4 protein-coding genes are annotated in these 2,700 nt (G+C 73.1%); all 4 read left to right on the top strand.

The features are described from left to right. Positions 1–180: hypothetical protein (locus B8460_RS21755; protein ID WP_048861040.1), on the top strand; the 180-nt coding region annotated here is incomplete at its 5' end. 85 nt (positions 181–265) lie between these two features. Next, the gene (locus B8460_RS07885; RefSeq protein WP_048861042.1) at positions 266–1,756 is read left to right on the top strand and encodes a replicative DNA helicase; all 1,491 of its coding nucleotides are present in this window, start codon (positions 266–268) and stop codon (positions 1,754–1,756) included. Between the two features lie 3 nt (positions 1,757–1,759). Continuing rightward, positions 1,760–2,374 carry a nitroreductase family protein gene (locus B8460_RS07880; protein WP_084623319.1) on the top strand — a complete coding sequence of 205 codons (615 nt, stop codon included), beginning with the start codon at positions 1,760–1,762 and terminating at the stop codon, positions 2,372–2,374. A gap of 7 nt (positions 2,375–2,381) precedes the next feature. Continuing rightward, the coding region (locus tag B8460_RS07875) for an alanine racemase (protein ID WP_199445579.1) at positions 2,382–2,700 on the top strand (319 nt) is incomplete at its 3' end.

Below are 2,700 nucleotides of genomic sequence, written 5' to 3'. Positions count from 1 at the left end.
CAGGCCGCGCGCGCCGCCGCCGCCGCCGCGCTGCGCCGCCGCCTCGCGGGGCTGGTCGTGCTCGACCGGCCGGACGGCTTCGCCGGCCACGACACCGGCCTGTCCCTGCCCTTCGCCCGCTATTTCGGTACCTGCATGGTGCGCCTCGGTATCGGGCGCGTGCCGCCGTCGGGATGCTGACCCGGCCGCTTCACCCACGTTATCCACAGCAATCCACAGGGCGGGGCGCGTGCCGACTCTGGCCGGCGCGCCTATGCTCGGGCCGATGAACACGTCCGTCTCGCCTCTGCTCGGGCTGTCGCAGCGCCAGCCGCCCGCCAACCTGCAGGCCGAACAGGCCCTGCTCGGCGCCCTGCTCGCCAACAACCGCGCCTATGAGCGGGTCAGCGAGTTCCTCCAGCCGGAACACTTCGCCGACCCCGTCCACGGCCGCATCTTCCGCGCCATCGGCCGCCGGATCGAGGCCGGGCATCTCGCCGACGCCGTCACCCTGCGCGCCGAGTTCGAGCACAGCGGCGCGCTCGACGAGGTGGGCGGCACCGCCTATCTGGCGCAGCTGCTGTCGGCGATGGTCGGCATCATCAACGCCGGCGAATACGGCCGCGCCATCCACGACACCTGGCTGCGCCGGCAGCTGATCGACATCGGCGAGACGGTGGTCAACCACGCCTTCGGCGCCAACCCGGAGCTGGACGGCGCGCAGCAGATCGAGACGGCGGAGCAGTCGCTGTTCGACCTCGCCCATAACGGCGGCGAACAGCGCGGCTTCGTGACGTTCGAACGCGCGCTGGCCGACGCGATCGAGGGGGCGGAACGGGCGTTCAAGCGCGCCGGCCACGTCGCCGGCCTGTCTACCGGGCTGCGCGACATCGACGCCAAGATGGGCGGCATGCACCCGTCCGACCTGATGATCCTCGCCGGCCGACCGGGCATGGGCAAGACGGCGCTGGCGACCAAGATCGCCTTCGGCGCCGCCCGCGCGATCCAGGCGGAGGCCGCGTCCGGCGCCGAGGACGTGCGCCCGCGCGGCGCCGTCGCGGTGTTCTCGCTGGAAATGAGCGCCGAGCAGCTCGCCACCCGCCTGCTGGCCGAGGAAAGCCGCGTCTCCGGCGACGCCATCCGGCGCGGCGAGATCGGGCAGCGCGACTTCGACCGCTTCGTGCAGGTCTCGCGCGAGCTGGCCGGCCTGCCCATCCATATCGACGACACGCCCGCGCTGACGTTGTCGGCCATGCGCACCCGCTGCCGCCGGCTCAAGCGGACACAGGGGCTGTCGCTGATCGTGGTGGACTATCTCCAGCTCATGCGCCCCGCCGCCGGCACGCGGCCGGAAAACCGCGTGCTGGAAATCAGCCAGATCACCCAGGGGCTGAAGGCGATCGCCAAGGAACTCGCGGTCCCCGTCCTCGCGCTGTCGCAGCTGTCGCGCGCGGTGGAAAGCCGCGAGGACAAGCGCCCGATGCTGTCGGACCTGCGCGAGAGCGGCACCATCGAACAGGACGCCGACGTGGTGATGTTCGTCTATCGCGACGACTATTACCTGAACATGCGCCAGCCGAAGCTGATGACCTTCGACGACGAGACGAAGTTCCAGGCGGCGCACGCCAAGTGGCAGGCGGACATGGAGAGCGTGCACAACAAGGCGGAGCTGATCATCGCCAAGCAGCGCCACGGCCCCACCGGCAAGATCGACCTGTTCTTCGAGGCGGAGTTCACCCGCTTCACCGATCTCGACACCCATCACGCGGGGGACTGAGCGATGACCGCGCACGCCCTGGAGGGCATCGGCGGCGCCGCGCGCCATGCCGTCACCGACGCGCCCCTGCTCGCCGCGATCGCCGCGCGCTGGAGCCCGCGCGCCTTCGACCCGGACCGCCCACTGACCGCGTCGGACCTGCGCCCGCTGCTGGAGGCGGCGCGCTGGGCGGCCTCGTCGAACAACCTCCAGCCCTGGCGCCTCGCCTGGGCGCTGCGCGGCGAGGCGGCGTTCGGCCGCATCCTCGGCTGCCTGTCGGAGGGCAACCGGACCTGGGCGCACCGCGCGGGCGCGCTGCTGATCGGCTGCACCGTGCTCGCCCGCCCCAACGGCGCGCCCAACCGCCACGCCGCCCACGATCTCGGACAGTCGCTGGCGCAGCTTGCGATCCAGGCGACGGCGGACGGCATCGCCCTGCACATGATGGGCGGCTTCGACGCCGCCGCCGCCCGCGCCGCCCTCGCCGTGCCGGACGGGATCGAGCCCTATACGGCGGTCGCCCTCGGCTGGCCGGGCGATCCGGCGCTGCTGGACGATGCGCTGCGGGCGCGCGAGACGGCGCCGCGCACCCGGCTTTCGCTGGACGAGGTTGCGCCGCACGGGGGTTGGGGCGGATAGCGTGCGGATGCACGCGGCGCGACTGGACATCGACCTCGACGCGATCGCCGACAACTGGCTGACCCTGCGCCGCCTGCACGGCGGGGAGGTGGCGGCGGTGGTCAAGGCCGACGGCTACGGCCTCGGCGCCCGCCCGGTCGCCCGCCGCCTCGCCGCGGCCGGCGTCCGCCTGTTCTTCGTCGCCCATCTGGAGGAGGCGCTGGCGCTGCGCCCGGCGCTGCCCGACCACGCCATCGCCGTGCTCGGCGGCCTCTGCCACGGCACGGCGGGCGAATACGTGGCGCACGGGCTGCTGCCGGTGCTCGGCGCGCTGGCGGAGCTGGACG

This window comes from Acidisphaera rubrifaciens HS-AP3, assembly GCF_000964365.1.
In the GTDB taxonomy this organism is placed as follows: domain Bacteria; phylum Pseudomonadota; class Alphaproteobacteria; order Acetobacterales; family Acetobacteraceae; genus Acidisphaera; species Acidisphaera rubrifaciens.
Note: the sequence above shows the minus strand (reverse complement) of the source record. Positions and strands in the feature narration are given on the sequence as shown.